General features: G+C 72.0%; 24 protein-coding genes. 10 read left to right on the top strand and 14 right to left on the bottom strand.

Features of this window, described 5'->3' with window-relative positions; all coding sequences use genetic code 11:
• Nucleotides 1-68: 68 nt before the first annotated feature.
• The 9 genes from pstS to ACFYX0_RS24820 form a co-directional block, all read right to left on the bottom strand.
• Entirely contained in the window at nt 69-1,205 is a 1,137-nt protein-coding gene (gene pstS / locus ACFYX0_RS24860; protein WP_388973238.1) for a phosphate ABC transporter substrate-binding protein PstS, read from the bottom strand.
• A 374-nt stretch (nt 1,206-1,579) separates the two neighbouring features.
• Complete coding sequence (locus ACFYX0_RS24855) at nt 1,580-1,993, bottom strand: NUDIX hydrolase (RefSeq protein ID WP_388973200.1); 414 nt, start codon at nt 1,991-1,993, stop codon at nt 1,580-1,582.
• A 131-nt stretch (nt 1,994-2,124) separates the two neighbouring features.
• A complete protein-coding gene (locus ACFYX0_RS24850) occupies nt 2,125-3,252 on the bottom strand; it encodes a CHAD domain-containing protein (protein WP_388973198.1) in 1,128 nt (375 codons plus the stop codon).
• Nucleotides 3,233-5,647, bottom strand: coding sequence for an RNA degradosome polyphosphate kinase (locus ACFYX0_RS24845; RefSeq protein ID WP_388973196.1), 2,415 nt, complete (start codon nt 5,645-5,647; stop codon nt 3,233-3,235). Before ACFYX0_RS24845 ends, ACFYX0_RS24850 begins: the two co-directional genes overlap by 20 nt.
• Nucleotides 5,648-6,611: 964 nt before the next feature.
• Entirely contained in the window at nt 6,612-7,550 is a 939-nt protein-coding gene (gene mshD / locus ACFYX0_RS24840; RefSeq protein ID WP_388973193.1) for a mycothiol synthase, read from the bottom strand.
• A gap of 68 nt (nt 7,551-7,618) precedes the next feature.
• Complete coding sequence (locus ACFYX0_RS24835) at nt 7,619-9,064, bottom strand: HAMP domain-containing sensor histidine kinase (protein ID WP_355919707.1); 1,446 nt, start codon at nt 9,062-9,064, stop codon at nt 7,619-7,621.
• Nucleotides 9,061-9,792: a response regulator transcription factor gene (locus ACFYX0_RS24830; RefSeq protein WP_355919710.1), complete on the bottom strand. Its 732-nt coding sequence runs from the start codon at nt 9,790-9,792 to the stop codon at nt 9,061-9,063. The genes ACFYX0_RS24835 and ACFYX0_RS24830 overlap by 4 nt, the downstream gene beginning before the upstream one ends.
• A gap of 250 nt (nt 9,793-10,042) precedes the next feature.
• Nucleotides 10,043-10,336, bottom strand: coding sequence for a hypothetical protein (locus tag ACFYX0_RS24825; protein WP_388973191.1), 294 nt, complete (start codon nt 10,334-10,336; stop codon nt 10,043-10,045).
• 38 nt (nt 10,337-10,374) lie between these two features.
• On the bottom strand, nt 10,375-11,481 hold the full coding sequence (locus ACFYX0_RS24820) for a S1C family serine protease (protein WP_388973189.1): 1,107 nt from the start codon (nt 11,479-11,481) through the stop codon (nt 10,375-10,377).
• A 397-nt stretch (nt 11,482-11,878) separates the two neighbouring features.
• Between ACFYX0_RS24820 and ACFYX0_RS24815 the strand changes: the two genes are divergently transcribed.
• Entirely contained in the window at nt 11,879-13,666 is a 1,788-nt protein-coding gene (locus tag ACFYX0_RS24815) for a trypsin-like serine protease (protein WP_388973187.1), read from the top strand.
• Between the two features lie 145 nt (nt 13,667-13,811).
• On the opposite strand, the gene ACFYX0_RS24810 is transcribed toward ACFYX0_RS24815, so the two are convergent.
• Together ACFYX0_RS24810 and ACFYX0_RS24805 are read right to left on the bottom strand one after the other, a co-directional pair.
• Complete coding sequence (locus ACFYX0_RS24810) at nt 13,812-14,837, bottom strand: LacI family DNA-binding transcriptional regulator (RefSeq protein ID WP_311694384.1); 1,026 nt, start codon at nt 14,835-14,837, stop codon at nt 13,812-13,814.
• Between the two features lie 49 nt (nt 14,838-14,886).
• Complete coding sequence (locus tag ACFYX0_RS24805) at nt 14,887-15,672, bottom strand: response regulator transcription factor (protein ID WP_355919721.1); 786 nt, start codon at nt 15,670-15,672, stop codon at nt 14,887-14,889.
• Between the two features lie 260 nt (nt 15,673-15,932).
• Between ACFYX0_RS24805 and ACFYX0_RS24800 the strand changes: the two genes are divergently transcribed.
• The 8 genes from ACFYX0_RS24800 (at nt 15,933) to ACFYX0_RS24765 (ending at nt 21,313) form a co-directional block, all read left to right on the top strand.
• The gene (locus tag ACFYX0_RS24800) at nt 15,933-16,787 is read left to right on the top strand and encodes an alpha/beta hydrolase (protein ID WP_388973185.1); all 855 of its coding nucleotides are present in this window, start codon (nt 15,933-15,935) and stop codon (nt 16,785-16,787) included.
• A 122-nt stretch (nt 16,788-16,909) separates the two neighbouring features.
• Nucleotides 16,910-17,164 (top strand): MoaD/ThiS family protein, encoded by a 255-nt coding sequence (locus ACFYX0_RS24795; RefSeq protein WP_311694387.1) that lies wholly within the window; start codon nt 16,910-16,912, stop codon nt 17,162-17,164.
• Between the two features lie 3 nt (nt 17,165-17,167).
• Nucleotides 17,168-18,391, top strand: a complete 1,224-nt coding sequence (locus ACFYX0_RS24790; RefSeq protein WP_388973183.1) for a hypothetical protein — start codon at nt 17,168-17,170, stop codon at nt 18,389-18,391.
• Between the two features lie 200 nt (nt 18,392-18,591).
• The gene (locus tag ACFYX0_RS24785) at nt 18,592-19,329 is read left to right on the top strand and encodes a DUF2993 domain-containing protein (protein ID WP_388973181.1); all 738 of its coding nucleotides are present in this window, start codon (nt 18,592-18,594) and stop codon (nt 19,327-19,329) included.
• Nucleotides 19,330-19,535: 206 nt separating this feature from the next.
• A complete protein-coding gene (locus ACFYX0_RS24780) occupies nt 19,536-19,616 on the top strand; it encodes an Ms5788A family Cys-rich leader peptide (RefSeq protein WP_351335063.1) in 81 nt (26 codons plus the stop codon).
• Nucleotides 19,617-19,764: 148 nt separating this feature from the next.
• The gene (locus ACFYX0_RS24775; protein ID WP_388973179.1) at nt 19,765-20,610 is read left to right on the top strand and encodes a sulfurtransferase; all 846 of its coding nucleotides are present in this window, start codon (nt 19,765-19,767) and stop codon (nt 20,608-20,610) included.
• 33 nt (nt 20,611-20,643) lie between these two features.
• The gene (locus tag ACFYX0_RS24770) at nt 20,644-20,931 is read left to right on the top strand and encodes a DUF1416 domain-containing protein (RefSeq protein WP_311694394.1); all 288 of its coding nucleotides are present in this window, start codon (nt 20,644-20,646) and stop codon (nt 20,929-20,931) included.
• Between the two features lie 124 nt (nt 20,932-21,055).
• Nucleotides 21,056-21,313 carry a DUF3099 domain-containing protein gene (locus ACFYX0_RS24765; RefSeq protein ID WP_388973177.1) on the top strand — a complete coding sequence of 86 codons (258 nt, stop codon included), beginning with the start codon at nt 21,056-21,058 and terminating at the stop codon, nt 21,311-21,313.
• Here ACFYX0_RS24765 and ACFYX0_RS24760 read toward each other — a convergent pair.
• Complete coding sequence (locus tag ACFYX0_RS24760; RefSeq protein ID WP_388973175.1) at nt 21,310-22,518, bottom strand: hypothetical protein; 1,209 nt, start codon at nt 22,516-22,518, stop codon at nt 21,310-21,312. The two genes, ACFYX0_RS24765 and ACFYX0_RS24760, sit on opposite strands and share 4 nt — an antisense overlap.
• A 61-nt stretch (nt 22,519-22,579) precedes the next feature.
• Here ACFYX0_RS24760 and ACFYX0_RS24755 point away from each other — a divergent pair, with 61 nt between their 5' ends.
• On the top strand, nt 22,580-22,744 hold the full coding sequence (locus tag ACFYX0_RS24755; RefSeq protein WP_388973174.1) for a hypothetical protein: 165 nt from the start codon (nt 22,580-22,582) through the stop codon (nt 22,742-22,744).
• Between the two features lie 60 nt (nt 22,745-22,804).
• Here the strand turns inward: ACFYX0_RS24755 and ACFYX0_RS24750 are convergent, their stop codons facing one another.
• Together ACFYX0_RS24750 and ACFYX0_RS24745 are read right to left on the bottom strand one after the other, a co-directional pair.
• Nucleotides 22,805-23,167: a DsrE family protein gene (locus ACFYX0_RS24750; protein ID WP_388973172.1), complete on the bottom strand. Its 363-nt coding sequence runs from the start codon at nt 23,165-23,167 to the stop codon at nt 22,805-22,807.
• A 23-nt stretch (nt 23,168-23,190) separates the two neighbouring features.
• Nucleotides 23,191-23,565 carry a hypothetical protein gene (locus ACFYX0_RS24745; RefSeq protein ID WP_355921190.1) on the bottom strand — a complete coding sequence of 125 codons (375 nt, stop codon included), beginning with the start codon at nt 23,563-23,565 and terminating at the stop codon, nt 23,191-23,193.
• Nucleotides 23,566-23,649 lie beyond the last annotated feature (84 nt).

Raw genomic sequence — 23,649 nt, 5'->3', positions numbered from 1 at the left:
GGCTCCAGGCGGCGGTGCACCGGACGGTGCGGCCCGCCCCTCTTTCGGGGGGCGGGCCGCACATCGGGTCAGCTCAGGCTCGAGATGGTCTCGCGAACCTTGGAGTTGATCTCGGCGGGGATCGGCGCGTACTTCGCCTCGGCCAGCTGGTTCTGGCCGTCCTCCGACGCGATGTAGTTGAGGAAGGACTTCACGGCCGGCAGGGTGTCGGCCTTGTTGCCCTTGTCACAGACGATCTCGTAGGTGACCAGGGTCAGCGGGTAGGCGCCGTCCTCGGTGGGCTGGTAGTTCAGCTTGAGGGCCAGGTCCTTGCCGGTGCCGGCGACCTTGGCGCTCGCGATGGCCTTGGTGGCGTTCTCGACGGTGGCCTTGGCCGGGGTCGAGGCACCGGTCTTGAGGTCGGCCGTCTTGATGCCGTCGGCGGCGTAGGACAGCTCGAAGTAGGAGATCGCACCCGAGGTCTGCTTGACCTGCTGGGCCAGACCGGCGGAGCCCTGAGCGGACTGGCCGCCCTTGGCCTGCCAGGCCTTGCCGCCCGAGTAGGGCCAGTCGCTCTTGGCGGTGGCGATCAGGTACTTGGTGAAGTTGTCCGTGGTGCCGGACTCGTCGGAGCGGTGGAAGGCCTGGATCTTGAGGTCAGGCAGCTTGGCGCTCGGGTTCAGCTTCTTGATCGCCGCGTCGTTCCACTTCGCGATCTTGCCGTTGAAGATCTGGGCGATCGTGGCGGGGTCGAGGACCAGGCTGTCCACGCCCGGGACGTTGAAGCCGACCGCGATCGGGCCGCCGACCATCGGCAGGTCGATGGCCTTGCCGCCACCGGCGCAGACCTTGCTCGACTGGGCGACAGCGTCGGGCTTCAGCGCGGAGTCCGAGCCGGCGAACGCGGTCTGGCCACCGAGGAACGCGGTGACACCGGCGCCCGAACCGGTCGGGTTGTAGTTGATCTGAACGTCGTGGCAGGACTGCGTGTACTGCTTGACCCACGCGTCGATCGCGTTCTTCTGCGCGGAAGAGCCGGAGGCCTGCAGCTGACCCTTGGCACCGTCGCACTTGATGGCGGAGGAGCTGGCCGGGGAGGCCGAGCTGCCGCTGTTGTTGCTCTTGCCCGTGTCATCGGAGCCGCACGCCGTCAGGGCCAGGGCGCCGGAGACGGCGACAGCACCGAGGGAAAGGGCGCGAAGCCGGTTCTTGCGCTGAAGCATCACTTTCGGGAGTTCCTTCCAGAAGCCGCCGTCCGTGGCGGCGTGCGAAGTGTGGTAGCCCGTCAGGGCTGCTGTGACGGTGAACGCGACAGCACGCCCCATGCGCGCTTCGCACCGTGTACGGCCGAAATTAGGCAGAACAGGTGAAGCTGCCGATGGTCGAGAGTGAACGGAAGGTGAACCCCTGCGGTCGGTGCGGTTAGGTCACGGAACGCTTACGTCTCGGACACGGGGGCATTCCGGTGGTCGAGCCGCAGTGGTGGGTGGTTGGCCTGCGATTTTCGGCCGGAGACGGCTGTTTCCGGCCGTTCGCGCGGGCCCGTCCCCCGCGCGGGGCACGGGCGTCAAGCGACTGCCCCTTTCGGGATGCATGGCGCTTATGTCAGGTTAAGCACGTTCAGGAATACATCGACCAGTTCGCGGTCCCGCGGCTGGGTCAGCCGGGCCCGGGCCGCGGTGGGCGGGAGCCACAGGATGCGGTCGACCTCCCGGTTCGGGACGAAGAAGCCCGCCGTCGCCTCGGCCGCCCAGTAGTGGACCTGCTTGGGGCGGCCGTTCACCTCGTAGTGGGCGGTGGGCAGGGGCGCGCCGGGGACGGCGGTGTACCCCGTCTCCTCCTCCACCTCGCGCAGCGCGCCCGTGAGCGGGTCTTCACCGCGCTTGAGCTTGCCCTTGGGATGCGACCAGTCGTCGTATCTGGGCCGGTGGACCAGGCAGATCTGCGGTTCGCCGTCGACGGGGGAGCGGCGCCACAGGACACAGCCCGCCGCGCGGATGACGTCGTCGCTCATCGGGTGCTCCGGCTCCTCTCTCGTACCGGCGGCACCCCTGTCGCGGCGTGCCCTGCCGTCGTGCGAGTCTCTGCCGCCGCGTGCCCGGGGGCGGGCGGGTGGGGGCCGGCGTGTGCCCGCCCCCGGGGCGCCTACGGGGTACCCACCGCCTGCTTCTGCCATGACTGCTGGAACGCGAAGCGGGCCGCCTCCACCTCATGGCGCTGGTCGGCGTGCAGCACGCCCAGCGCGTACGCCGTCGCCGGGGCGATGCGCGGGGTGCGCGCCGCCGCCGCGGCGGCCGCGGCCGCCTCCGAGGCGTCCCGGTGCCGGTTCAGGGCCTGGCCCGCCGCCAGCAGTCGTACGTCGACGGGCACGTCCTCCCCGTAGAGCACCTCCCGGGCGTAGCGGTGCAGGCGCAGCAGCAGCCGGACCTGGTGCCAGGGGCCGTCCTGCGGGTGCGGGGCCGGGTCGGGCGACAGGCCGTGGATCAGGGCCTCCGCGTTGTACGGATGGCCCGCGGTGACCAGCGGCAGCGCGGCCACCGCGTCGCACAGGCGCTCCTCCGCGGCGGCGGCCAGCGGACGCAGATCGGCGGTCGCCGCGGCGGCCGTGAGCGGGACCTCGCTGGCGAGGACCGCGACACTGTCCGCCACCGCGTGGAACCGGCTGGAGCCGAGGGCCTGCAGCGCCGCGGAGTGGGCCCGCGTCCGGGCCAGGGTCAGCTGGCGCTCCAGCAGGGCCCCCGCCTTCGCCGCGCCGACGGTCAGATTGCCCCGCTCGGGAACGCCGGGCTGGCTGCGCGGGCCGGTGCCGGCCTCCCCCGCGCCCCCCGTCGGGGCGGGGAAGACCGAGGAGCCGGACAGCCGGTGCAGCGCGAGCAGCAGCCGTTCGAGCCGGGCCGCGTACGCGTGCTCGCGGGCGAGCGTGCCCGAGAGCCACGCGAGCTCCGGACGCATCGCCTCCGACCAGTCGGCGTCCAGAAGGGGACGGAAGGTGTGCAGCGTGCCGCTGATACGGCGGGCCGAGCGGCGCAGCGCGAGCGCCGCGTCGCCGGAGTCGTCCGTGCCGGGACCCCCCGCGGGCGACTCCTCCCCCACGCGCGACCTCGCCCGAGCGGGGGGACCCCCATGAGCCGAGGGACCCCCGGCACCGGTCTCCCGGTGCTGCCGCAGCGAGCGGAGGAACTCCGTGGCCTGGGCCCGCAGATAGCCCGCGAGGGCGTCCCCGGTGGGCCCGGCCGTGGGGTTGGTGGGGGGATCAAGGTGTTGCTGTGCCACGCCGGCGCCTCCGGGCGTCTATGAGCATCTCCTGGATGTTCCGCAGGGGCTGGCCGTCCGCGTCGGTCGCGTGCCGGGTCCACTCGCCGTCCGGGCCCAGGTGCCAGGAGGCCGTGGTGTCGGACATACCGTTCTCGATGAGCCGGTTGAGGGCCGCCCGGTGCGCCGGGTCGGTGACCCTGACGAGTGCTTCGATGCGGCGGTCGAGGTTGCGGTGCATCATGTCGGCACTGCCGATCCACACCTCGGGTTCGCCACCGTTTCCGAACACGAAGACACGCGAGTGTTCGAGGAAGCGGCCGAGGATGGACCGCACCCGTATGTTCTCCGACAGGCCGGTGACACCGGGGCGCAGCGCGCAGATGCCGCGCACCCACACATCGACCGGGACGCCCGCCTGCGATGCGCGGTAGAGCGCGTCGATGATCGCCTCGTCCACCATCGAGTTGACCTTGATGCGCACGCACGCGGGCCGGCCGGCCCGGTGGTGCTGGATCTCCTTGTTGATCCGGGAGATCAGGCCGTCGCGCAGGGACTTGGGGGCGACCAGCAGCCGGCGGTAGGTCTCCCGGCGGGAGTAGCCCGACAGCCTGTTGAAGAGGTCGGACAGGTCCGCGCCGACCTGCGAGTCGGCGGTCAGCAGCCCCAGGTCCTCGTACAGCCGTGCGGTCTTCGGGTGGTAGTTGCCCGTACCGACATGGCTGTAGCGGCGGAGCGTCTCGCCCTCCTGCCGTACGACCAGGGACAGCTTGCAGTGCGTCTTCAGGCCGACGAGCCCGTAGACGACGTGGCAGCCCGCCTCCTCCAGCTTGCGGGCCCACTTGATGTTGGCCTGCTCGTCGAAGCGGGCCTTGATCTCGACCAGCACGAGGACCTGCTTGCCGGACTCCGCCGCGTCGATGAGCGCGTCGACGATCGGCGAGGTCTCCGAGGTCCGGTACAGCGTCTGCTTGATGGCGAGCACGTCCGGGTCGCCGGCCGCCTGCTCCAGGAACGCCTGCACCGAGGTGGAGAAGCTGTCGTACGGGTGGTGCAGCAGGACGTCCCGCTCCCGCAGCGCCGCGAAGATGTCGGGCGCGGACGCCGACTCGACCTCCGCGAGGTCACGGTGGGTGCCCGCGACGTACTTCGGGTACTTCAGCTCGGGCCGGTCCAGGTTGGCGATGCCGAAGAGGCCGGTGAGGTCCAGGGGACCCGGCAGCGGGTACACCTCGGCCTCGGAGATCTTCAGCTCGCGCACCAGCAGGTCCAGCACGTAGCGGTCGATGGACTCCTCGACCTCCAGGCGTACCGGGGGCCCGAAGCGGCGCCGCATGAGCTCCTTCTCCAGGGCCTGGAGCAGGTTCTCGGCGTCGTCCTCCTCGACCTCGAGGTCCTCGTTGCGCGTTATCCGGAAGGTGTGGTGCTCCAGCACCTCCATGCCCGGGAACAGCTCCTCCAGGTGCGCGGCGATGACGTCCTCGATGGGGACGTAGCGCTGCGGGGAGGCCTCCAGGAAGCGGGAGAGCAGCGGCGGCACCTTGACCCGCGCGAAGTGGCGGTGGCCGGAGACCGGGTTGCGCACGACGACCGCGAGGTTCAGCGAGAGTCCCGAGATGTACGGGAAGGGGTGTGCGGGGTCGACGGCCAGCGGGGTGAGCACCGGGAAGATCTGGTGCCGGAAGAGCGTGAACAGGCGAGCCTGCTCCTTGTCGGTCAGCTCGCTCCAGCGGACCAGGTGGATGCCCTCCTCCACGAGCGCCGGGGCGACGTCCTCGTGGAAGCAGGCCGCGTGCCGGGCCATGAGCTCGCGGGAGCGGGCCCAGATCATCTCCAGCACCTCGCGGGGCTGGAGGCCGGACGCCGAGCGGGTGGCGACACCGGTGGCGATACGGCGCTTCAGACCCGCCACCCGGACCATGAAGAACTCGTCCAGGTTGCTGGCGAAGATCGCCAGGAACTTGGCGCGCTCCAGCAGGGGCGTGTTCGGGTCCTCGGCCAGTTCGAGCACGCGCTCGTTGAATCCGAGCCAGCTGCGCTCGCGGTCGAGGAAGCGGCCCTGCGGGAGCTGGGCGCCCTCTCCCTCTTCGTAGGCGTCGAGGTCGGCGTCGATGTCTGGTTCGAGTTCGGAGACCGTCGCGGCCACGGTGTGCGGGCGGTGCGCGGCGATGGAACCCACAGAGGGCTGCTGGTTCTGCGTGTTCGCGCGACCCGAGGGTTCCCCCTCACGGGGGGTGGCGGGGGACGGGTGGGCCGGTGCCTGGGCGTTCTGCTGGCTCATAAACCCATTCTTCCGCGCCGACCGGGTGACGGGCGCGTCGGAGCGGGCGGGCGGCGGCGTGGAGAACGGAACCCCGCGTTCCGTACCGGCCCCGTTGTGCGGGGGCGGCGAGGGCTCGGGCACGACGGCGTTCATTGGCTGAGCGTCGCAAGTCCGTCTGAATCAATGGTTACGGCGACATGACGTGCGGGATAGCGAGGAGAGGCTCGCGGACGTCTACAGGGGGCGTGGCGGCGTACGAGGGGGCTGGACGGGGCGTGTACGGCGTCCCGGCCCGGAACGGGGTGGGAACGGGTGCGGTCTACGGGGCGGGGGCCTGCTTCTGGTCGCGCTGGGGCCGCTGCGTCGGGCCGGGGGCGGGGGTGGGCTTCGGGGCCGGACGAGGGGTTGCTGCGGGGCGGGCCGAGGGGGCTCCTTCGGGGCCGGCCGAGGGGGGCTGCCGCGGGGCGGGGCGGGGCGCTGAAAAATTCTCTTCCGGATTCTCTTCTGCCGCGTGAACCGTTCGCGGGGGCTCGTCCGATGAAGGGGAGGGAGGGAAACGAGAAGTGACGGGGCGTTCGCCGCCACGGCCCGGGGGACCGGCGCCGCGCCCGCCCTCCTTCTGCTGCGGTCGGCCGCGCTCGCCTTCGCCGTGGGCCTGGCGTTCCTGCTGGACGACCCCGCGCGGAACGTCACGGCGGCCGTGCCGACCCGGCGGGCGGTACGGACCGGACTGAGGGCGGCGCTCGTCGTCCCGCTCGCCGCGCTGTGCGGCGGCCCTGCTGCTCGTACCGGGCCGGATACGGCCCCCGGCCGGCGGCCTCACCGTCGAGGCGGCGGCGCTCGGGGTGCTGGTGCTCACCGGCGCCGTTGCCGCCGTGCGGTTCGCCGAGGAGCCGCGGCCGGGCGCGGACGTCGGCGGCCGGTGCGGTGCTCGTGGCGCTGCTCGCGGCACCGCTGCCCGAGCGCTGGGGCCTGTTCGCCGCGGCGGACTCACCCGGCTGGGCGGTGGCCCATCAGCGGTGGGCGGTCCTGCTGGCGCTCACCCTGACGGCGGGCGCCGTGCTGCTGCCGGAGCCCCTGCGCAGACACCGCCTGCGGTGCTCGGGCACCGGTAGCCTCAGGTCTCCGTCCGGTACATCAGGTCCGTCTCGTAGGTGCTGAAGCCCAGCCGTTCGTACACCGCGAGCGCCGCCGGGTTGTCCGCGTCGACGTAGAGCATGGCGGTCGGCAGGCCCTGGGCGGTCAGGTACCGCAGGCCGATCGTGGTGAGGGAGCGGCCGAGGCCGCCGCCCTGGGCGCCGGGCCGGACACCGAGGACGTACACCTCGCCGAGCTGCTCCTCCGCGTGGATCTTGGTCCAGTGGAAGCCGATGAGTTCGAGGCCGTGCGCACCCTCCCGCTCCGCGAGGAAGAAGCCCTGCGGGTCGAACCACGACTCGGCCTTGCGGTCGTCGAGGTCGCGCTGGGTCAGGGAGCCCTGCTCGGGGTGGTGGGCGAAGGCCTCGGCGTTGACGGCGAGCCAGGCCGCGTCGTCCTGGCCGGGCACGAAGGTGCGGACGGTGACACCGTCGGGCAGCTTCGGCTCGGGCAGTTCGAGCTGGTCCAACGGGCGGCGCAGCTGGCGCAGTTCGCGGAAGAGGGTGAGACCGAGGACCTGGGCGAGGTGCCGGGCGGCGGAGTGGCCGCCGTGCGCCCACACCCGCAGCCGCTTGCCCGTGGCGGCCAGAAGGGCGGCGCCGAGCGCCCGGCCGTGCCCGTGGCCGCGGTACGAGGGGTGCACGACCAGCTCGGCGGCGGGGGCCTCCACCGGGTCGGTGTCCTCCAGCTGGGCGTACCCGACGAGCGTCTCGCCGACCCTCAGCAGCAGATGGGAGACGCCCTCACGCTCGCCACCGCGCAGTTGCAGCCGCCCCTGCTCGGACACCGCCTGTTGTCCGTCGACCCGGGCGGCCTCGGCGAGCAGCTCCAGCACGGCCTCGGCCTGTGCGGGAGGCAGCGCGGTGACGGTGTCGATGGAGCGGGTCGGTGCCGGGCGGGCGGTGTCGTCGCTGGTCATGGATACGAGGGTAAGGGGCGGGCCGGGAGGAGGGGAGGGAACGGGATGGGTGTGGGACGGTCCGGCGGTTACTCGGCCGGACTCGGCGGCGGTGTCGGGGCGCCCGGCAGCCGGAGCGTCGCCACCGTGCCTCCGCCGTCCGCCGGCTGCAGGGCCACCTGGCCGCCCGCCTGCTGGACCGTGCGGGCCACGATCGACAGGCCGAGGCCCGAGCCGGGCAGCGCGCGGGCCGAGGGGGAGCGCCAGAAGCGGTCGAAGACATGCGGGAGTTCCTCGGCCGCGATGCCGGGGCCGTGGTCGCGGACCGTCAGGACGCCGTTGGCCAGGGCGACGTCGATCGTGCCGCCCTCGGGGCTGAACTTCACCGCGTTGTCGAGGATGTTCACGACCGCGCGCTCCAGCGCGGACGGCTCCGCCCGGACGTACCAGGGCTGGAGGGCCGCCGTGATGGTCAGCTCGGGGCCTCGCAGCCGGGCGCGGCGCAGGGCGGCCTCGACGGTGTCCTGCAACTCCACTACCTGGGCCTTGCCGGCGTGCAGCCCCTTCTCGGGGCGGGACAGCTCCTGGAGGTCGCCGATCAGCGAGGCCAGCTCGGTCATCTGGGCCTTCACCGAGTCGAGGAGCGCCTTGCGGTCCTCCGCGGGGAGCGGGCGGCCCGTCTCCTCGCTGCGGGTGAGAAGTTCGATGTTGGTGCGCAGGGACGTGAGCGGGGTGCGCAGCTCATGGCCGGCGTCCGCGATCAGCTGCTGCTGCAGCTCGCGGGAGCTGGCGAGGGCCGAGGTCATCGAGTTGAAGGAGCGGGACAGCCGGGCGATCTCGTCCATGCTGTCCTCGTCCGCCGGGATCCGCGTGGTCAGGTCCTCGGTGCGGGCGATGTGTTCGACGGCCTCCGTCAGCTTGTCGACGGGGCGCAGACCCGCACGGGCCACGGCCAGGCCGACGGCTCCGGCGCCCACGACGCCGAGGCCGGACACGATGAGAAGGATCACGGCGAGGTCGTCGAGCGTCTTGTCGGTGTCCTTCAGGGGGTACGCCACGATCAGGACGTAGCCCGGGTACAGCTGGGGGCCCGCGGGGGTCTCGCTGAGCAGGGGCGTCGTCAGCACCCGCACCGGCGCGCCCTTGCTGTCGACGCTGTTGTGGAGGATGCCGTGGGTCGGGTTCCGGGCGATCTCGGTGTCGCTGCGGGTGATCCTGACCATGCCGGCCGAGTTCGCGTACACGCAGATCTGGCCGTCGGCGTTGACCACCTGGGTGTAGTACGTGCTCATCTCGGGGCCGCGGTCCTCCTGCGGGGAGGGCGTGGTCCTGCACTCGGCCAGGACGTTCGCCAGCCCGCCCGGCCGCACCGGCACGCTGGAGCTCTTCAGGTCGTTGTCCACCTGCTCGTACAGCTTGCCCTGCACGATGAACCAGCAGCTCACCGACACCGCCGCCACCCCGAACGCGACCGCCGCCGCCACCAGCAGGGCGAGCCGGGAGCGCAGCGGCAGGGAGCGGAAACGTCTGATCACTCGGCGCCGCCCTGCCGCAGGACGTAGCCCACCCCGCGCACCGTGTGCACCAGCCGGGGTTCGCCGCCCGCCTCGGTCTTGCGGCGCAGGTACATCACATACACGTCGAGGGAGTTCGACGACGGCTCGAAGTCGAAGCCCCAGACCGCCTTGAGGATCTGCTCGCGGGTCAGCACCTGGCGCGGATGGGCCATGAACATCTCCAGGAGCGTGAACTCGGTACGGGTCAGTTCCACCGGCCGTCCGCCCCGTGAGACCTCGCGTGTCGCCAGGTCCATCCGCAGGTCCGCGAAGGTCAGCGCCTCCTCCTCCGGGACGCCCACCGTCGTGGCCGCGTACGAGCTGCGGCGGAGCAGGGCGCGGATACGGGCGAACAGCTCGTCCAGTTCGAAGGGTTTGACCAGGTAGTCGTCGGCCCCGGCGTCGAGACCGGTGACGCGGTCGCCGACCGTGTCGCGGGCCGTGAGCATCAGGATGGGGGTGGTGGTGCCCGCGCCGCGCATCCGGCGGGCGGCGGTGAGGCCGTCCATCCGCGGCATCTGGATGTCGAGGACGACCAGGTCGGGCTGGTACGCGGTGGACTTCTCCAGCGCGTCCGCGCCGTCCACGGCGACCTCGGTGTCGTAGCCCTCGAAGGCGAGGCTGCGCTGGAGTGCTTCGCGGACCGCCGGCTCGTCGTCGACGATCAGAATGCGCTGGGGTTCACGGTCGCCTTCGGCGGGGCTCATGTGTCGGGAGATCCTCGGGGTGCGGCGGGACGGTGGCTGAACGTCTTCAGCCTCGCACGTTTCGCGCGGAAGAGGCGGAAGGGCCCGGGACGGCCACCGGCGCCGGGATCGTCCGCGCACGGGGGGCGTGCGCCGGCGCCGGGGGCGTACGGGCGGATCGGGTGGGTGCGGGCGCCGGGGCGGGCGGATCTGCGGAGTGGTGGGCGGGCCGAAGGTGTGCGGATCTGCCGAGTCGTGGGCGCTACGAGGGTCAGCACATCGCCGTGGTGAGACGGTTCAGCGGCACCTTGCGGCGGGGGCGTCCGACGTTGGTGCGGCGCAGGCCCATCAGCTGGGGGACCGCCACCTCCGGGGCCCGGCGGGCCGGTGCGCGCAGCTCGTAGGCCTTCGAGGCGGGGGTCGCGGCGGTCACGACGGTGCGGAGTTCGTACGCCTCCGGCGCGGGGGCCGCCGGGGTGTGGAGCTCGTGCGCCACGGCCAGGGCCAGGCAGACCCGGGCGGGGGCGACGGGGGCGGTCGTGGGGTGCAGAACCTGCTTGATCATGTCATGCTCCTTACCAACCGGCCCTACCGGGCGTCCGCTCAGTTCTGAGAACCGGAGCGGAGGGTCGCCAGGTCGGACTTGACGGTGTTGATCGGGATGGCGAAGCCGAGACCCACACTGCCGGCGCTCGACGAGGTCGAGTCCGAACTGGCGGAGTACATGGCCGAGTTGATGCCGATGATGTTGCCGTTCATGTCGATGAGGGCGCCGCCGGAGTTGCCCGGGTTGAGGGACGCGTCCGTCTGGATCGCCTTGTAGGTGGTGGTGGAGGACCCGGTGTCGCCGTTGAACTGGCGGCCGCCGAACTCGAACGGCCACTGACCGTTGCCGTTGCCCTGGCCCTGACTCCGGTTCTCGTCGGTCGAGACGGTGACGTCGCGGTTGAGCGACGAGACGATGCCGCTGGTGACGGTCCCGGTCAGGCCCTCGGGGGAGCCGATCGCCACGACCTGGTCGCCGACCTGGATGCCGTCGGAGTTGCCGAGCGTGGCGGCCTTGAGCCCGGAGGCGCCCTCCAGCTTGATGAGCGCGAGGTCCTTCTTGCTGTCGGTGCCGACGACCTGGGCGGTGTAGGACTTGCCGCTGCTCGTGGCCACCTTGATCGAGGACGCGCCGGAGATGACGTGGTTGTTGGTGACGATCTCGCCGTCGCCGGTGGTGATCACGCCGGAGCCGGTCGACTGACCCTGGTTCGAGGTGGCGCTGATCTCCACGATGCTCGGGCTGACCGCGGCGGCGACACCGGCGACCGTGCCCCGCTTGCTCGACGGCACGACGTTGGTGCTGGTCGAGCTGGAGGGGACGGTGGTCTTGCCGGTCAGTTCCTGGATGCCGTAGGCCGTGCCGCCGCCTATGGCCGCGGCGACGATCGCCACGGCGGCGAGGACCGCGAGCGGGCCCTTGGTCCGCTTCCTCGGCTCGGGCGCCGCGGGGACGGTACCGAGATGCGCGGTCGCGTCGCCGCCGTCGCCCTCGCCTCCGCCGTATCCCGGGGCGAAGGCCGGCCGGGCCGGCTGGTACGCCGGCGGGGGCGGCCACTCGGGGTTCACGGAGGGAGCGACGTGCTGCTGCCAGGGGTACGCGGACTGGTGTCCGTCACCCTGGGGGTTCTCGTACTCGCCGCTGCGGCGGAAGCTCTCGGTCATGTAATAGAGAGTGTCCCGGGATCATGAGAGCCAGGTGAGTCACCGCTGAGAAGCCCGACAGAACCTCGTATGCCCGATATAAAGGCGCCTCGCGGAGGCCTTCGGGAGCGGGGCCGCGGGAAGGCCGCGACAGCCCCGGGACTCCTGGTGCCATGGAGCCAGGGGAAACCTGAGGTTTCTGTGAGATTAGTGATCGGGGAGCGGTAGGCGAACGTTTGTCTGAGGGCTGTGCAGCCCGTGTGACGGAAGGGCGCCCGAGGCTACGATCACGGCCACCGGAGGGGGGCTCCGCGGTTTCGCCCGACTGCTCTGCGCGGCTTTCGCGCCGCGCTGCGTCGGGCCGGTGCGTCGTACGCCCTCCTCGGGCCCTGTCTACGACACACCCCAGGAGCCCTGAGTGATACGTGCCCTGCGTGACCGCTGGAGACGCCCCGCCGTGGCGCTCCCCGCGGCCGCACTCGCGCTGACCCTGAGCGGCGTCGGCGCCCTGGCGGCCCAGTCGGCGGCCGCCGCCGACGGACTCCCGACGCCCGGAGTCATCCAGCAGCGGACCGACGCCCCGAAGCCCGCCGCATCGTCCCAGGAACTGCACCAGCGCCTGATCAACGCCGCCAGGAAGCAGGCGGCCGTGAACAAGGAGCGGGCGCAGACGGCGGCCGCCAAGGCGCCCGCCGCCACCGGCAAGCCGTCCTCGTTCATCATCGGCGGCACGGAGACGACGATCGCCTCCGCGCCCTGGATGGTCCAGCTCGGCTACTACGACCCCGCCACCGACGAGGGCTACTTCTGCGGCGGCACCCTGGTCGCCCCGAACAAGGTCCTCACCGCCGCGCACTGCGTCGCCGGTCTGGACTGGGTCGACAACGGTGTCGTGCGGGCCGGCTCGGGGGACCTCGACGGCGGGACCGCGGTGGCCGTCATCCGTCAGTGGAGCCACCCCCACTTCAACCACGACACGCTCCAGAACGACATCGCCGTCCTCACCCTCGGCGCGCCGCTGGAGCAGCAGTGGATGCGGCTGGCCGCGTCGAACGACAGCGCGCTCTACAAGCCCACCACCACCGCCAACGCCACCGTCTACGGCTGGGGCCTGACCTCCGGCGCCGACGGTGCCGACCTGTCGGCCACGCTGCGCAAGGTGAGCCTGCCGATGGTCGCCGACGCGACCTGCAACAGTGCGATGAAGTCGGTCATCGGCGCGGACTACTTCGCCGAGGGCTCGATGATCTGCGCCGGCACCCCGGCCACCGGCACCGACGAGGGCACCAAGAGCACCTGCAACGGTGACTCCGGCGGCCCGCTCGTGGTCGGCGGCAAGATCGTCGGCGTGGTGTCGTGGGGCGTCGCGGGCTGCACGGGCAAGGGCGCCTACCCGGTCTTCACCAAGGTCTCCTCGTACACCTGGGCCGCCCAGCCCCGTATCGACGACTCGGACCTGAACTACGACGGCCGCGCCGACCTGCTGGAGCGCACCCCGTCCGGGGGCCTGTTCGAGCAGGACAGCAAGGGCACCTCGCTCGCCTCGCGCGTCTTCGGCAGCCACGGCTGGCAGGACGCCAGCTGGGCTCTCCAGGCCGACCTGGACCGCGACTACTTCCAGGACCTGATCATCCGGGAGAAGAGCGACGGCAAGCTGTACCGCAGCTACTACGACCACGCCGCCCAGCAGTTCACCTGGATGCAGATCAGCTCGGTGTGGGGCGGCTACAAGTCCTACGCCGTGCCGGGCGACATGACCGGTGACGGCCGCCCCGACCTGGTCGCGGTGGACACGGACGGCTCGGTGTACCTGTACCCGGGCAAGGGCAACGGCCAGTTCTACGGCCGGGTCAAGGTCGTCGACCGGGCGTGGAAGGGCGTGCAGATCTTCGGCCGGGGCGACCTGTCCGGCGACGGCAAGGCCGACCTGCTGGCCCGCTCCACCGACGGCACGCTGTGGCTGTACCGGGGCACCCAGCAGGAGCACACCCCGTGGTCGACCCGGATCAAGGCGCGTACGGGCTGGAACTTCACCTCGTACGTGGGCAACGGCGATGTGACGGGCGACGGCATCGCCGACGTCATCACCCGCGACTCCAGCGGCAAGCTGTGGCTCTACCCCGGCACCGACAAGGCGTCCGCGGACCTGTTCGGCTCCCGGATCAGCCTGGGCACCGGCTTCAACCAGTACAACCTGCTGTTCTGAGCACCCTCAGAACGCTCGGCACACACCCCCAGCGACGGCCCGCCGGCCCACCGGCGGGCGTCGTGCTGCGGGCGGCGACCGGAGAAGCGACAGGAAAAGCGACCGGAAAGCGGCCGGAAAAGCGGCGGCGGCGTGGGGGCCTCGCTCAGCCCTCGCACCCGCAGGAGCCGCGGACCACCAGGCGGGACGGGAACTGCTTGACGCGCTCGCGCCGGGAGCCGGCCACGCGGAGGCCGTCGTCGAGGACCAGGTCCACGGCCGCCCGGGCCATCGCCGAGCGGTCCGAGGCCACCGTCGTCAGCGGCGGATCCGTCAGCGCCGCCTCCTTGACGTCGTCGAACCCGGCCACGGCCAGTTCGCCCGGCACATCGATGCGCAGCTCGCGCGCCGCGCGCAGCACGCCGATCGCCTGGTCGTCGGTGGAGCAGAAGATGGCCGGGGGACGGTTCGGCCCGGCCAGCAGCTCAAGGCCCACCTGGTACGCGTCGTAACGGTTGTACGGCGCCTCGAACAGCCGGCCCTCCGTCGGCAGCCCGGCCTCCTGCATGGCCCGCCGCCAGCCCTCGACGTGGTCGGAGACCGGGTCGCCGACCGCGGGGGTCTCGGCGGTGCCGCCCATACAGGCGACATAGGGGTAGCCGTGCTCCAGGAGATGGCGGACGGCGAGCTGGGCGCCACCGAGGTCGTCGGTGACGACCGCGACGTCGTCGATCGCCTCGGGCCGCTCGTGCAGCAGCACCACCCGGGCGTCCCAGGCGTCGATCTCGGCGGCGGCGTGGTCGTTGAGCGCGTGGCTGACCAGGATCAGCCCGGACACGCGCATCCCGAGGAAGGCCCGCAGATAGTGGACCTCGCGCTCGGCCACATAGTCGGTGTTGCCGACCAGCACCATCTTTCCGCGCTCGGCGGCGGCCTGCTCGACCGCGTGCGTCATCTCGCCGAAGAAGGGCTGGCGCGCGTCCGGGACGATCATGCCTATCAGGTCGGTGCGCCGCGACGCCATGGCCTGGGCGACCCGGTCCGGCCGGTACCCCAGTTCCTTGATCGCCGCGAGGACACGCTCGCGCGTGGCCGGGGCGACCGGCCGGGGTCCGTTGTTGATGACATAGCTGACAACGGCGGTGGAAGTACCCGCCAGCCGCGCCACATCGTCCCGAGTCACCTTGGCCACGCGCGGAGTCTACGCGGATGGACCGCCCCTGGGCAGGGAGTACGTGGTTCTATGCCTCAGCCGTGACCTCGGTCGCGGACACGGCCGCCCTCTCGCCCGCATCCTCCGCCTTTGGCCGGCCCGCCGGGGCCTTCGCCTTCGTCTCCTCGGCCGAGCGATCCGGCTTCTCCGGGGTGACGAACCGGTAGCCGACGTTCCGGACGGTGCCGATCAGCGACTCGTGCTCGGGGCCGAGCTTGGCGCGCAGCCGTCGTACATGGACGTCGACCGTGCGCGTACCGCCGAAGTAGTCGTAGCCCCAGACCTCCTGGAGCAGCTGGGCCCGGGTGAACACCCGGCCCGGGTGCTGCGCCAGGTACTTCAGGAGCTCGAACTCCTTGAAGGTGAGATCGAGGACGCGGCCCTTGAGCTTGGCGCTGTAGGTGGCCTCGTCGACGGACAGGTCGCCGTTGCGGATCTCCATGGGGGAGTCGTCGTTGACGATCTGCTGGCGGCCCATGGCCAGCCGCAGCCGCGCCTCGACCTCGGCCGGTCCCGCGGTGTCCAGCAGCACGTCGTCGATGCCCCAGTCGGCGGTGACGGCCGCGAGACCGCCCTCGGTGACGACGAGGACGAGGGGGCAGCCGGGCCCGGTGGAGCGCAGCAGCTGGCACAGGCTGCGCACCTGCGGCAGGTCCCGCCGTCCGTCGACGAGGATCACGTCGGCGCCCGGGGTGTCGATGAGAGCGGGGCCTTCCGCCGGGGCCACTCGCACATTGTGCAGGAGCAGGCCGAGAGCGGGAAGCACCTCCGTGGACGGCTGGAGGGCGTTGGTCAGAAGAAGCAGAGAACTCATCGTGTGCCTCCCGCCTCAATCGTCGTCGGTTCGTGCACGGTTCGCTCGCCCATAACGTCTGGTTCCTCCTCGGTCCCTTCGAGGACGTTTGCGGCACTGCTTCGTTTCGTACGGTGGCGAATCCCGCCTGCCCTGGGACCCGCTGCGCGTTCGCCGGCCCGTACACCTGCGGTTTCCCGCTTCGTATACAACGCTTCCGAAAGCACAAAAGGACCCGGGGGCTACGCTGCCCGAGTCCTCTGCCCAGCAGAATAGCCCACATGAGCACTGGTCGGGCAGGTCACATGGCACGATCCACGGTTCGTCCACACTTCGAGACGACGCGCCGTGGGCCCTTGCGGACGGTTCTGCGCACGGTCGACGGGGTCGCGATCGACGCCGCGTACGAGCCGGGATCCGGTGCGGACAACACCGGACGTGCACCCACCGGCCATCCGGACGATCTTGTGATCGTCGTCGCGCACGGCTTCACCGGCGATCTGGAGCGGCCCCATGTCCGCCGCGTCGCCGGCGTCCTCGCCCGGTACGGCGCCGTGGTCACCTTCTCCTTCCGCGGGCACGGCGCGTCGGGGGGACGTTCCACGGTCGGCGACCGCGAGGTGCACGACCTGGCGGCCGCGGTGCGCTGGGCGCGCGAGCTGGGACATTCCCGGGTGGCCACCGTCGGCTTCTCGATGGGCGGATCGGTGGTGCTGCGGCACGCGGCACTGCACCAGGAGGGCGCGGACACGGACGCGGTGGCGTCCGTCAGCGCCCCGGCCCGCTGGTACTACCGGGGCACGGCCCCCATGCGGCGGCTGCACTGGCTGGTGACCCGGCCGGAGGGCCGGCTGGTGGGCCGCTACGGCCTGCGCACCCGTATCCACCACCGGGACTGGGACCCGGTGCCCGCCTCGCCGGTGCAGTCCGTCCCGCTGATCGCGCCGACCCCGCTGCTGATCGTGCACGGCGACCGGGACGGCTACTTCCCCGTCGACCACCCGCGGATGCTGGTGGACGCCGCGCCCGGCCACGCCGAACTGTGGCTGGAGCCGGGCATGGGCCATGCCGAGCACGCCGCCGACGACGCGTTGATGGCGAGGATCGGCGCGTGGGCGGTCTCGCACGCGGGCTAGTCCCCCGGCAGGCAGCTCTCGCCGCACCGAGAGCACGCACCGAACGCCGCTCCTTCACGGGCGAACGCTGCCTGCCGAGGCACTAGCCTGAGGGCGTTCACGACGACGAGTTGAGGAAGCAGATGGCAAAGGGCACGGTGCGCTACTGGGCCGCAGCCAAGGCCGCGGCCGGGACCGCCGAGGAGCCGTACGACGCGACGACGCTCGCGGAGGCGCTCGACGCGGTCCGTCTGCGGCACCCCGGCGAACTCGTACGTGTCCTGCGGCGATGCTCCTACCTCGTCGACGGTGACCCCGTCGGGACGCGCGCGCATGAGACGGTACGGCTGGCCGAGGGCGGCACGGTCGAGGTGCTCCCGCCGTTCGCAGGAGGATGAGCGATGAGCAACCCGCCCCACGAGGGGTACGACCAGGGCTACGACCCCTACGGGCAGCAGGGGTATCCGCCCCAGCCGCAGCAGCCGGGCCCGCAGCAGCAGGGTCATCCCCAGCAGTCACCGCAGCAGGGGTGGTACGACCCGAACGCGGCCGCGTATCCCCAGCAGCAGCCGTACCCGCAGCAGCAGCCCCAGCAGTACCCGCAGCAGCAACAGCAGCCCCAGCAGTACCCGCAGCAGCAACAGCAGCCCCAGCAATACCCGCCGCAACAGCAGCCCCAGCAGTACCCGCCGCAACAGCAGTGGCAGGGACAGGCGTACGGCCGGCCGTTGCCGCCGGAGGGCCCCGCGTACGAGCCCCACGGCTACGCGGCATCACCCACCGGGGGCCTGGCCCACCCGAGCCGGGCCGAAGGCCCGGGCGTCGGCACGGCGACGGCCACGCCGTCCGCCCCCGTCGACCTCTCCTCCCTGCCCGCCAACCAGCGGGCCCGGCTGGAGGGCCGTTCGCCGATCATCGAGCCCGGACTCCAGCCCGCCGCGCTCACCGCGGGCCTAGGCGTTCTGATCGCCGGTGCCGCGGCCCTCGGGACGTACGCCCTCGTCGTACCGCTCGTGGCGCTCCAGGCCGTGACGGCCGCCGGATGGTTCCGGCTGAACGGCATGTGGCCCGCCCGGCAGGGCATCGCACTGGCGTTCCTCGGCGCGGTCACCGCGGACGTCGCGCTGCTCGTGGCCGGCCGGGAGCACGCGCCCGCCGCGATCCTCGGCACGCTCGGGGTCTGGGTGCTGCTTGCCCTCGTGCTCCAGCTGCGGTCGCACGCCGATCCGGACACCCGGATGCAGGGCCTGATGGCGACGGTCGCCTCGGCCGCGCTGTCGATCATCGCGGCCGGGCATCTCGCGGCCGCGCCGGACGCCGTCACGGTGGGCGCAGTCGCGGTCGCCGCCACGGTCCTGGCGCGTGCGCTGCCGCTGCCGACCGCGGCCTCCGTGGTCGTGGCCCTGCTGGCGGCGGCGGGGGCTGGCATCGCGATGGGCGGGGCGACGGGTCTCGGCACCTCCAGTGCCTTCCTCGGTCTCGGCGCCGGCGTCTGCGCCCTGATCGGCCACCGGGCCGCGTCCTACGACTACCCGTCCCGCTTCGTGCACTTCACGGCGGGCGTGGCCCTGCCCCTGACGGCGGCGGCACCGGCCGTCTACCTGCTGGGGCGTGCGCTGAGCTAGTGCTGTGGCCGGGAAGGTTTGCCGGGCGTCTCGAGCCGGTGGACCCTTCCGGTCGCAGCACTGGTCATGCCTGCGTGCATGTCACAAGTGATCGACAATCCGACGGCCGCCACAGCGCACGGGGTTACAGTCGCGCTCGGCGGCCACTCGGCCGTCGCCGATCTGTCGTGCACGACCGCCGAGGTGGGGGAACACCGAGCATGCGCGCACTGCGAATACTGCTGATCGTCGCCGTGATCCTGGGCGGGCTCTTCGCGATCGTGGACCGGGTCGCGGTCCACTTCGCCGAGGGGAAGGTGGCCGACAAGCTGCGGACCACCGAGAACCTGGCGGCCACCCCGGACGTGTCGATCAACGGGTTCCCCTTCCTCACCCAGGTCGCCGGCGGCGAGCTGGACGACGTCGAGGTCGGCATCAAGGACTACGAGGCGCCCACCGGCAACGACGGGCAGAAGGTCCGTATAGACGACCTCCACGCGGACATGAAGGGCGTCAGGTTCTCCGGGAACTACAGCTCCGCCACCGCCTCCGACGCCACGGGCACCGCGCTGATCTCCTACGCCGAACTGCTCAGGACCGCCAAGTCGGAGCCCACCGACGTGGGCCTCGGCGTGACGGCCCGGGTGATCGGGCTGTCGGACGGCGGCAACGGCAAGATCAAGGTGACGCTCACGTTCACGGCCCCCGGCATCAAGTCGACGCAGCCCGTCTCCGTGCTCAGCTCGGTCACGGTCCGGGGCAACAACGTCCAGGTGCACGCGGACGGACTGCCCCAGCTCGACGGCGTCTCGCTGGGGGAGAACCGGATCCGGGCCATCACCGACTTCCAGCAGGGAATCGCCCAACTGCCCGGCGGCATCCACCTCGACACGGTGCGGGCTGCGAAGGACGGCGTGGAGATCACGGCGAAGGGTTCGGACGTCAGGCTGGCGGGGTAGGACGCCCGACGGACCCGCCCCGAAGGGCGACTGTCCGAAAGGCGAGACGCACCCGTCCGCTCCGTAGATGGACCGGCGACCCGGTGCGTCCGCGGGTCACCCGGCGGCGGCCCGGTCCCGCATTCCTTCTCGCATCGCGGACGATCGCATCTCAGCATGCGACACACCGGTGACACGCCCGGCGATACGTCCCTACGATCGACCCCATGCAGCGACAGGCGGATCTCACGAAGCGGCGGGCAGTAGACCTGTGCCGCGTCGCCGCCATGCTCTGTCGCCCCTTCTGAGCGGGAACCCTTCCCGTACCCCTCTCGTATCGCCGGCCCCGCGCCTGATTCCGGGGCCCCTGTGCGCCGTGTACGCCACAGCCCGATCGCGTACCCGCGCCGACCGCACCCGCATCACCCGCCGCAACTGCCCCGGAGGAGAAAGCGCATGAGCCGCAGCGACGTCCTGGTCGACGCCGACTGGCTTCAGGACCACCTGGACGACCCGACCATCGCGATCGTCGAGGTGGACGAGGACACGTCCGCGTACGACAAGAACCACATCAAGAACGCCGTCCGGATCGACTGGACCACGGACCTCCAGGACCCGGTCCGCCGCGACTTCATCGACCAGGCCGGCTTCGAGAAGCTCCTGTCGGAGAAGGGCATCGCCAACGACCAGACGGTGGTCCTCTACGGCGGCAACAACAACTGGTTCGCCTCGTACGCCTACTGGTACTTCAAGCTGTACGGCCACGAGAGCGTGAAGCTGCTCGACGGCGGCCGCAAGAAGTGGGAGCTGGACGCCCGCGAGCTGGTCGACGGCACCGACGTGCCCGAGCGACCCGCCACCCGGTACCAGGCCAAGCCGCAGGACACCTCCATCCGCGCCTTCCGCGACGACGTGGTCGCCGCGATCGGCGTGCAGAACCTGGTCGACGTCCGCTCGCCCGACGAGTTCTCCGGCAAGCTGCTCGCCCCGGCGCACCTGCCGCAGGAGCAGTCGCAGCGTCCGGGCCACGTCCCGAGCGCCCGCAACATCCCGTGGTCGAAGAACGCCAACGACGACGGCACGTTCAAGTCGGACGAGGAGCTCAAGGAGCTCTACGCCGAGGAGAAGGTCGACCTGGCCAAGGACACCATCGCCTACTGCCGCATCGGTGAGCGCTCCGCGCTGACCTGGTTCGTCCTGCACGAGCTGCTCGGCGTCCAGAACGTCAAGAACTACGACGGCTCCTGGACCGAGTACGGCTCCCTCGTCGGTGTCCCGATCGAGCTCGGCGCCGCCAAGTAATCCCGGACCCCGGACCTACCCGAAGGAAGAACCATGTGTGGAGCGAAGGCCGGCGGCCCCGACGCCTCGACGATCAAGCCCGGTGAGACCACGATCCAGGGCCAGGTGACCCGCGACGGCGAGCCCGTCGTCGGCTATGTGCGCCTGCTGGACGCGACCGGCGAGTTCACCGCCGAGGTCCCGACCTCGGCGACCGGACAGTTCCGCTTCTACGCGGCCGAGGGCACCTGGACCGTGCGCGCCCTGGTGCCGGGCGGCACCGCGGACCGTACGGTCGTCGCCCAGAAGGGCGGCCTCGCGGAGGTCGCGATCGCCGTCTGACGGCACACTCCACGACGGTCCGAGGGGCCGTGAGTGACGGCTGAAGGGCCGCATCCCCGGGGGTTGGACGCTACTGGGGGTGCGGCCCTTCAGCATGTCCGGGCTCCGGGCATAGCCTGGAGGTATGTACGCACGCCGGCGTCATCTGTACTTCGCCATGATGGGGACCTGCATCGGGTTGTTCGTCCTGGCGTGGGGCGTCGTGCGGCTCTGGTCGGTCCCGGCGGCGGTGGGGATGTGCGTGGTCGCCATGGTGATCCCGCCGGTGGCCGCGGTCGTGGCGAACCGGCGCGGTCCCGACGACCGCTGGTGGGACGACCCGTCCGGGGATCCGAAGTCCGACGAGTGGTGGGACGAACTGGACGGGAAGAGGCGGCACTAGCAACCCGCGGGGTACGGCCCGGGGGCTACGGGTACGGGATCCAGGCGTTCGTGCCGTTCGCGTTGTACCAGTACTTCTTGTCCCCGCGCATGCCCGCCGTGCGGAACGGTCTGCCGTGGTCGTCGATCCGGGTCGTGCCCTGGCGGTCGCCGCTGCTTCAGCTCAGCTCCAGATACCAGTCCACGACCCGCGCGGCCGTCGCGGCGTCGATTCAGCACCTCGGGGTCGTCGACGGACACCTTGTAGGGGAAGTCCGTCGCCCGGGTGAGGACGTTCCCCTCGTGCCCGGGCACCGCCTTCGGGCTCGGGGCCTGCGCGTCGAGGTCGACGGCGAAGGATGCGGGCGCCAGATCACCGCCGCAGCCCGCGCCCATGGTGTACGCGTTCCCCGCCGGGGCCGTGCGGGTGCCGGTCACCCGCACGAAGAGCGCGTGCAGGACGACCGGCCGGCTGCTGCTGCCCTGCACCGTCACCTGCAACCGCAGATGCCCGGCCGGTACGGCGCCCAGTGCGGCGGCCCAGCCGTCGGTGGCCTGGCTCGCGGGGGGCGGGGGGACCGCGCCGGGCGCCCGGTTCAGCAGAAACCACTGGTCGCAGGGGCTGTCCCAGTTGTTGGTGAGGACATTGACGTGAAAGGGGGGCGCGGCGGGGGCGGACGACACCGGGCGGGAGGGCCGCGGGGTCGTGGTGGTGGCGGGGGAGGGGTGGTGGGAGCCGTCGGTGCTCGCCGCGGCGGCCGGGGACGAGGCGCCGGTGGCGGCCCCGGCGGACGTGCCGCCGCCGTGCGAAGCGGGGGCCCCGGTCCGGTCCGCCGCGTCCGCGAGCCGGTGCCGGGCGGGCGGGGCGGAGTACGTGGCGGCGAGGACGGCGGTCGGCACGGCGACGGCGGCGACGGCCACCGCGACGGCCCCGACGAGCACCCGGCGACGACGGAACCAAAGGACCCGGGTGGCCTCCGGGCCGCTCTCCCCGGCCGGGACGGACTCGTGGTCCGGGACGGCGGTCTCGCTGTCTACGGCGTCCAAGGCGTCGGCCGCGGGGACCGGGGCCCCCGCCGCCCGGGCCGCGGTGGCTCCGGCGGCGCCCGCCCCGGTCGTAGGTCCCGGCTCCCGGCGGCGGGCCGCGTCGGCCAGGATCCAGCGGCGGTGCAGCTCGAACAGTTCCGTAGGTCTCGTCACCTTCGGCGGCCGGATCAGGGCCACCACCCCGGACGGCCTCGGCGGCGGGCCCAACATCCTGAACCCGGGCCAGGCCAACTTCGAGGGCGTGTCCCTGGACCAGCAGGACGCCCCCGGCACGGGAACCCGTGCCACCAGCCTCGCCGTGCGGCTCGACGGCGGGGACACCGTCCGGAGCCCCGTACGGGCCTACGTCCACGCCCCGGCGGTCACCGTCTGGGAGCCCACGGCCGCGGACGCCCTCGCCTTCTGACGAGCACAGGGCCGGACGGGCCCACCCCGGACAGCGCGGGCGGGCCCGTCCGCAGGTGTCTCAGTAGACGAGTGCCTGCGTGTCGTCCGCCAGCGCCTCCTGGACGAACATCTGTGCGCCCGCGATCCGTACGCCGTCGATGACGTCCTTCTCCGTGATCTCGCGGCGGGCCGCGCACTGCGTGCACAGGGTGATCCGCCCGGCCGCCAGGACCGACTCGATCAGGTCCGGCAGCGGCGCCGCGTGCGGCAGCTCGAACTCGGCGGCCCGCCCCGGCAGCGCGAACCAGGACGACTCCCCGGTCAGCCAGAGCGAGACGTCCACGCCGCTGGCCACCGCCACGGCCGCCACGGTGAACGCCTGAGAGCAGCGCTCCGGGGCGTCCGCCCCGGCCGTCACCTTGATCACGAGCTTCTTCGCCATGCCCGCAGCCTAGTGGGGAGGGGTCATGCCCGGTGCTCCTGGTTGTGGTGGCGGCGCAGCAGAACGTTGGCGTCCGTCTCCGCGCTCGCGTCGTACTGCGCCCGCGCGGCCTTCCGCAGCCCGTCCAGCTCCGTGCACAGCGCACAGCCACGGACCGGGAGCGGCGGGCGGCTCGTGTCGCCGGCCGACCGGGTGCGTTCGTTCGCCGCGGTCACTCCGGCACTCAGCCGCTCCCGGGCCGTCGCCGGGCGGAGCGCGGCGGGGTCGGCCTGCCATTCCCGGCCCCCGCCGACCGGGCGCAGCATCGCGTACGGCCCCGACCGGTCCTGGTACGCGCCGACCTTGCCCGTCGCCGGGTCGTAGACGAGCGCTCCGCGCTCGGGGGACTCCGCCGTCATGGGTGCCGTTCCTTTCCGTCAACGCCTGCGCTCCGTGTGACAAGTGAACTACGCTGCGTGTTCCGCACAGTACGAGCATGGCCG

The sequence above is a fragment of the Streptomyces sp. NPDC002573 genome (assembly GCF_042889625.1).
Lineage (GTDB): Bacteria > Actinomycetota > Actinomycetes > Streptomycetales > Streptomycetaceae > Streptomyces > Streptomyces gibsoniae.
Note: the sequence above shows the minus strand (reverse complement) of the source record. Positions and strands in the feature narration are given on the sequence as shown.

Excerpts from the sequence above, each read along its gene's own strand:
- ACFYX0_RS24855 (WP_388973200.1), bottom strand. The coding sequence starts at position 1,993 with ATGAGCGACGACGTCATCCGCGCGGCGGGCTGTGTCCTGTGGCGCCGC.
- ACFYX0_RS24845 (WP_388973196.1), bottom strand. The coding sequence starts at position 5,647 with ATGAACGCCGTCGTGCCCGAGCCCTCGCCGCCCCCGCACAACGGGGCC.
- mshD (WP_388973193.1), bottom strand. The coding sequence starts at position 7,550 with ATGACCAGCGACGACACCGCCCGCCCGGCACCGACCCGCTCCATCGAC.
- ACFYX0_RS24830 (WP_355919710.1), bottom strand. The coding sequence starts at position 9,792 with ATGAGCCCCGCCGAAGGCGACCGTGAACCCCAGCGCATTCTGATCGTC.
- ACFYX0_RS24825 (WP_388973191.1), bottom strand. The coding sequence starts at position 10,336 with ATGATCAAGCAGGTTCTGCACCCCACGACCGCCCCCGTCGCCCCCGCC.
- ACFYX0_RS24820 (WP_388973189.1), bottom strand. The coding sequence starts at position 11,481 with ATGACCGAGAGCTTCCGCCGCAGCGGCGAGTACGAGAACCCCCAGGGT.
- ACFYX0_RS24805 (WP_355919721.1), bottom strand. The coding sequence starts at position 15,672 with ATGAGTTCTCTGCTTCTTCTGACCAACGCCCTCCAGCCGTCCACGGAG.
- ACFYX0_RS24800 (WP_388973185.1), top strand. The coding sequence starts at position 15,933 with ATGAGCACTGGTCGGGCAGGTCACATGGCACGATCCACGGTTCGTCCA.
- ACFYX0_RS24795 (WP_311694387.1), top strand. The coding sequence starts at position 16,910 with ATGGCAAAGGGCACGGTGCGCTACTGGGCCGCAGCCAAGGCCGCGGCC.
- ACFYX0_RS24790 (WP_388973183.1), top strand. The coding sequence starts at position 17,168 with ATGAGCAACCCGCCCCACGAGGGGTACGACCAGGGCTACGACCCCTAC.
- ACFYX0_RS24785 (WP_388973181.1), top strand. The coding sequence starts at position 18,592 with ATGCGCGCACTGCGAATACTGCTGATCGTCGCCGTGATCCTGGGCGGG.
- ACFYX0_RS24780 (WP_351335063.1), top strand. The coding sequence starts at position 19,536 with ATGCAGCGACAGGCGGATCTCACGAAGCGGCGGGCAGTAGACCTGTGC.
- ACFYX0_RS24775 (WP_388973179.1), top strand. The coding sequence starts at position 19,765 with ATGAGCCGCAGCGACGTCCTGGTCGACGCCGACTGGCTTCAGGACCAC.
- ACFYX0_RS24770 (WP_311694394.1), top strand. The coding sequence starts at position 20,644 with ATGTGTGGAGCGAAGGCCGGCGGCCCCGACGCCTCGACGATCAAGCCC.
- ACFYX0_RS24765 (WP_388973177.1), top strand. The coding sequence starts at position 21,056 with ATGTACGCACGCCGGCGTCATCTGTACTTCGCCATGATGGGGACCTGC.
- ACFYX0_RS24750 (WP_388973172.1), bottom strand. The coding sequence starts at position 23,167 with ATGGCGAAGAAGCTCGTGATCAAGGTGACGGCCGGGGCGGACGCCCCG.
- ACFYX0_RS24745 (WP_355921190.1), bottom strand. The coding sequence starts at position 23,565 with ATGACGGCGGAGTCCCCCGAGCGCGGAGCGCTCGTCTACGACCCGGCG.